The 3,824-nt window shown below is 61.6% G+C and carries 8 protein-coding genes; all 8 read right to left on the bottom strand.

Features of this window, described 5'->3' with window-relative positions:
- On the bottom strand, positions 1-262 hold a 262-nt coding region (locus VL202_RS12975), incomplete at its 3' end, for a hypothetical protein (protein WP_325464530.1).
- Between the two features lie 18 nt (positions 263-280).
- Positions 281-598 carry a cell wall anchor protein gene (locus tag VL202_RS12970; RefSeq protein WP_325464529.1) on the bottom strand — a complete coding sequence of 106 codons (318 nt, stop codon included), beginning with the start codon at positions 596-598 and terminating at the stop codon, positions 281-283.
- 25 nt (positions 599-623) lie between these two features.
- Entirely contained in the window at positions 624-1,412 is a 789-nt protein-coding gene (locus VL202_RS12965) for a hypothetical protein (RefSeq protein WP_325464528.1), read from the bottom strand.
- A gap of 30 nt (positions 1,413-1,442) precedes the next feature.
- Positions 1,443-1,772 carry a hypothetical protein gene (locus VL202_RS12960; RefSeq protein ID WP_325464527.1) on the bottom strand — a complete coding sequence of 110 codons (330 nt, stop codon included), beginning with the start codon at positions 1,770-1,772 and terminating at the stop codon, positions 1,443-1,445.
- A 2-nt stretch (positions 1,773-1,774) separates the two neighbouring features.
- Complete coding sequence (locus tag VL202_RS12955; protein WP_325464526.1) at positions 1,775-2,080, bottom strand: hypothetical protein; 306 nt, start codon at positions 2,078-2,080, stop codon at positions 1,775-1,777.
- Positions 2,080-2,898 carry a hypothetical protein gene (locus tag VL202_RS12950; protein WP_325464525.1) on the bottom strand — a complete coding sequence of 273 codons (819 nt, stop codon included), beginning with the start codon at positions 2,896-2,898 and terminating at the stop codon, positions 2,080-2,082. The genes VL202_RS12955 and VL202_RS12950 overlap by 1 nt, the downstream gene beginning before the upstream one ends.
- On the bottom strand, positions 2,898-3,077 hold the full coding sequence (locus tag VL202_RS12945) for a hypothetical protein (protein WP_325464524.1): 180 nt from the start codon (positions 3,075-3,077) through the stop codon (positions 2,898-2,900). The genes VL202_RS12950 and VL202_RS12945 overlap by 1 nt, the downstream gene beginning before the upstream one ends.
- Positions 3,078-3,085: 8 nt before the next feature.
- Positions 3,086-3,824: phage tail tip fiber protein (locus VL202_RS12940; protein ID WP_325464523.1), on the bottom strand; the 739-nt coding region annotated here is incomplete at its 5' end.

Here is a 3,824-nt window from a genome sequence, read left to right as displayed (position 1 = left end):
CCGGCGTCACGATCTCGACATCAGCGTGCTTCGGGAGCTCCTGGTCGATCACCTTGGCCGCATCGAGGGCTTTCGCGGATGGCCGCTTGATCAGCGCATAGGCAACCGTCAGCAGGCCGACCAGCGCGGAGACGATGATGTCGATGTTCTGGGTCAGGATGGCGTTCTGATCGTCAGTGACCCAACCGTGGGTAAACATGGCGGCCATGAGCGACACGATCGCATAGCGGACGATGACGGGGACGTAGTTGGTGATGTTCATAGTCTTGTCCTTTCGGGATCAGGATGCGGATTTGGCTTCGCGCAGCGCGACAGTGATGGCGGCATAGGCTTCGGCGGCGCGAACCAGTACGGAGGCCGCAGTGGCAGTCTCGGGAGCGGTGCAGACGCTTTCCAGAGCCGCCCATGCCGCCGCCTCCTTGGCTGCGGTCTTTGGCTTGATGCTGCCGGCCGCAGCAACCACGACGAAAGCCGAATGTGCCGTGCCGGCGGCCGAGCAGATTTGCGGCAGGTTTTTCTGGATTGCTGCATCGATCGACGTCGTGGTGCAGGCAGACAGCGCAAGGCATGCCGCTGCCATGATGAGCAGAGAGCGCATGATGATTTCCTTCGATGTTGGGAGGTTAGGCGGCTTTCAGGGCGGTGTAGAATTTCTGGCCGTACCCGGCGACAACACCGGCGCTCTCGACGCCGTTGATGATCCGGCGGGCATTCGTCCAGTCTTCGAGTGAGGCGTTGAAATAGTCTTCGAGGCTCTTGCCGGTGAAGTCGCCCTTGGACGACGCACCCTTGGTCATGCCCTCGATCATGATCTCCACGGCGATGTCATCGTTGAGCGCGTAGGACGGCTGCCCGACCAGATCGACGCCGAGGATGTTCGACATGGTGAGGTAGTTTTTCCGGTGGGTGAGCTGCACCAGCCCCCGACCGAGCCAGCTTTTGCCGTCAGCATCCTTGCGCCAGTAGGGCGTTTTCACCCACGGCAGTTTCCCGGCGGCGAAAGCCTTTTCAAGGATGGTGATGGCCTGGTCGTCGGTCGGCGCCAGCGTCTCGCGCACCGCCCGCATCCGCCGCGCCGTCTCATGGTAGGCGGTGGCCAGCATATAGGCCAGCCAGCGGAGATCGGTCAGGCCGGATTTTTCCCAGCCGTCCAGAATGGCATCCATGCCGACAACCTGGGATGCATCGAGCACGCCGCCGAACAGGCCCTGCTTTTTCAAAGCCGCGTAGAATGCTGCCCGGTCGATCTTGCCCCCACTGACGACGGGCGTCCCGCGCAATGCTTCGAGGTCGGACAGCGCCGCATTGATCGCCGTCTGCGTCTCGCCCCCAAAATCACCGTCAGCCCCATACTTCGGAAGCGGATAGCCGAGCGCGATCAAGCGCCGCTGGATGTCAGCGGTCGTTTTCATGGTGATGTCCTTTGAGGTTGGATGGGCGGTTTAAGGCCAGACGAACGCCGGCAACTCGCCGACGAACTCTTCGATGCCCGGCTGCGTTCGCTGGCCGGTCGTGACCTTGTCGAGTTCGGCCGTGGCATAGGTCCAGACGGCCGAGCGCCAGACGAACAGTGCCTCGGCCTCGGCCGCGAACTGCCCGTTCGGATCGCCGCGATAGCTGACAGCCGACTGGATGCTGTCGTAGTCCCGCTCGGCTGCCTTGGCTTCGAGATGCGCCTGGATAGCGGCGGTATATTCCGCGAGCGCCTTGAGGGCCGCCTGCGCAGCCCTTTGCTCCATGGTCGAGAGCAGGTCGAGATTGATGTTCGCCATCCCTATTCCTCCGACGCCGCGCCGGGGAGCGGGATCACGCCATCGGCGGCGTCGAGGATCATTTCGGGGAAGCGGACAGCGTCTTCAGGATTCGGGCCGTGCGGCAGCAGCAGCGTCAACGTGAGCGCCCCGTCTTCACGCCTGACATCGCCGATGACGAAATCGCACTCGACGCCGGCCGCCGGCAGGATGCCGCCCTCGGGGATCACCGAAAAGTCGAACGCCACGCCATTGATGACGAGGGTGTCCCCGTCCTTGGTGACGGCCAACGTCGCGTCGGATCGTTGCGGAGAAAATGTGATCTGCATCAGTTATACCACCTTCCGATCGCCATAAGGTTTACGCCGCCGGAGACCTCGGCGCCGGTGCTCGATGTCCAAAGATTGCAAACAGCGGTACTGGCCCCCGGCAAACCGCCAAAGACGCGGGAGGCTGCGCTCGACGAGGATATGCCGATGAGCGATGTGGTCGTCGTCGCCGAAAATGCGGCGGGGTATGTCCACGTGAACGCCACGCCGGCGGTGATCCCGACATTCCGAAGCCAACAGATTTGCGTGCCATCCGAAAATCGGACGTATTCGCCATTGGCATTGCTGCCCTTTTCGACAAGCGACCCGGTCGGGACGCCACCCGACTGCGACACAGTGCCGAGAATGTCCGCCATCACTGCCGTCCCGCCGGCTGTCGATCGAATGAATTTGCCGTTGCCGCCGGACAGGCCGAGAATGGAACGGCCATGTGCTGTCAGGTCGGCAAGTGCGACAGCGCCAGGGCCGGTGTAATACATCAGCTTGCTGGCGGAGCTGCCGGCCGCCGCGATGGCTGCCAGCAGGCCGCTGCCAAGCATATCGATCAGCGCGCGGGCCGCCGCCAGGACACGGGTCGCGTCTGGGGTAAAGCGCACCTCGTAAGTTCCGCCGGAAAGCGTAGTTCCCGGCCACGGATAGGCCAGCGTGATCGACGTGTTGCTGTTGACCGACGCAATTCGGCAGGACATGCCGTTTGCCCAGAATATGTCACCCGCCTGCAGGCCGGATGTCAGCCAGGTCGTGCCAACGCCGGTCACCGCCGTATTGCCAGCAGCAACAGATGCCGTGCCGGTATTGTAGACGCTTGCAATCGCCATCAGGACTGATCCTCTTCTGTCTGGGGTTCCGGTGGTGTGACCTGGCTTTTGAGTTTCGCGTTCTCGCGTTTCAGGTCAGCCACGGCTTGGGCCAGCACGAGGTTGCGGTTGCGATAATGCTCCGTCAGCGCATGCTCTTCCTGCAGCGCGACGGATGTTTCGATTTCGACGGTTGCCATAGGGTGTCCTATTTCTTGAAAGCTTGAGCGAAAGCAACGACATCCGTGTATGAGCCACGATGCGAAAGGGTGATCTGGAATGTGGTCGATGTCTGCCCGGTTGGGGGGATGTAAGTTGCAAAAGTGCTGAGCGTGTGGGTCTCGTAAATCCTGCCGGTTACTATCGCCTGGGAGAGGATCTGATTGGTTCCAGTGGTCTTAATGATCGTCAGCGCTGACGATGCGGTATCGCCGGACACAATCGTCATCACACAAACTGCCTGTGCATCGATGCGAATGAGGAGACCGGGAATATTCGCGCGATCTCCGTGCGAGACGGTGATAGTGATGGTCCGGAAACCATCCATAGACCCGTCGGCCAAACTTCCGGTCTCGTAAGTTGTCACCGCACCCGGATCGATATTCGACGTGCCGACTTTCAGGTCGTCGATGAACACGCTGCCACCATCCACCCGGAACGGAACTTTCTTGGTGGACCCATCGATCAGGACAAACCGATCAGCCTCGATCACAAATTGGGTGTCCGCGCCCGGGTCGGAAGGCACGTCGAGATACCACCCTGCAGCCCAATAACTGCCACTCGTCCCGTAGCGGACACGGGCGCCGATGCGGGCGTATCCGGTTGGCCCCGTCACAACCTCCATCTTGAGGCGCGCGTCAGCGGTGATTTCGCCAACGGTTGCGGTCAAAGCGGTAACCGATGCGGCCGACGCCTTTGTCGCAATATCCCCTTCGGCCGTGGTAACG

The sequence above is a fragment of the Pararhizobium sp. genome (assembly GCF_035497515.1).
Taxonomy (GTDB): Bacteria; Pseudomonadota; Alphaproteobacteria; order Rhizobiales; family Rhizobiaceae; genus Pararhizobium.
The sequence above is the reverse complement of the archived record's forward strand: the minus strand, read 5'-3'. Positions and strand labels throughout refer to the sequence as shown.

Bases quoted from the DNA above. Each gene is read 5' to 3' on its own strand.
- VL202_RS12970 (WP_325464529.1), bottom strand. From the start codon at position 598: ATGCGCTCTCTGCTCATCATGGCAGCGGCATGCCTTGCGCTGTCTGCC.
- VL202_RS12965 (WP_325464528.1), bottom strand. From the start codon at position 1,412: ATGAAAACGACCGCTGACATCCAGCGGCGCTTGATCGCGCTCGGCTAT.
- VL202_RS12960 (WP_325464527.1), bottom strand. From the start codon at position 1,772: ATGGCGAACATCAATCTCGACCTGCTCTCGACCATGGAGCAAAGGGCT.
- VL202_RS12955 (WP_325464526.1), bottom strand. From the start codon at position 2,080: ATGCAGATCACATTTTCTCCGCAACGATCCGACGCGACGTTGGCCGTC.
- VL202_RS12950 (WP_325464525.1), bottom strand. From the start codon at position 2,898: ATGGCGATTGCAAGCGTCTACAATACCGGCACGGCATCTGTTGCTGCT.
- VL202_RS12945 (WP_325464524.1), bottom strand. From the start codon at position 3,077: ATGGCAACCGTCGAAATCGAAACATCCGTCGCGCTGCAGGAAGAGCAT.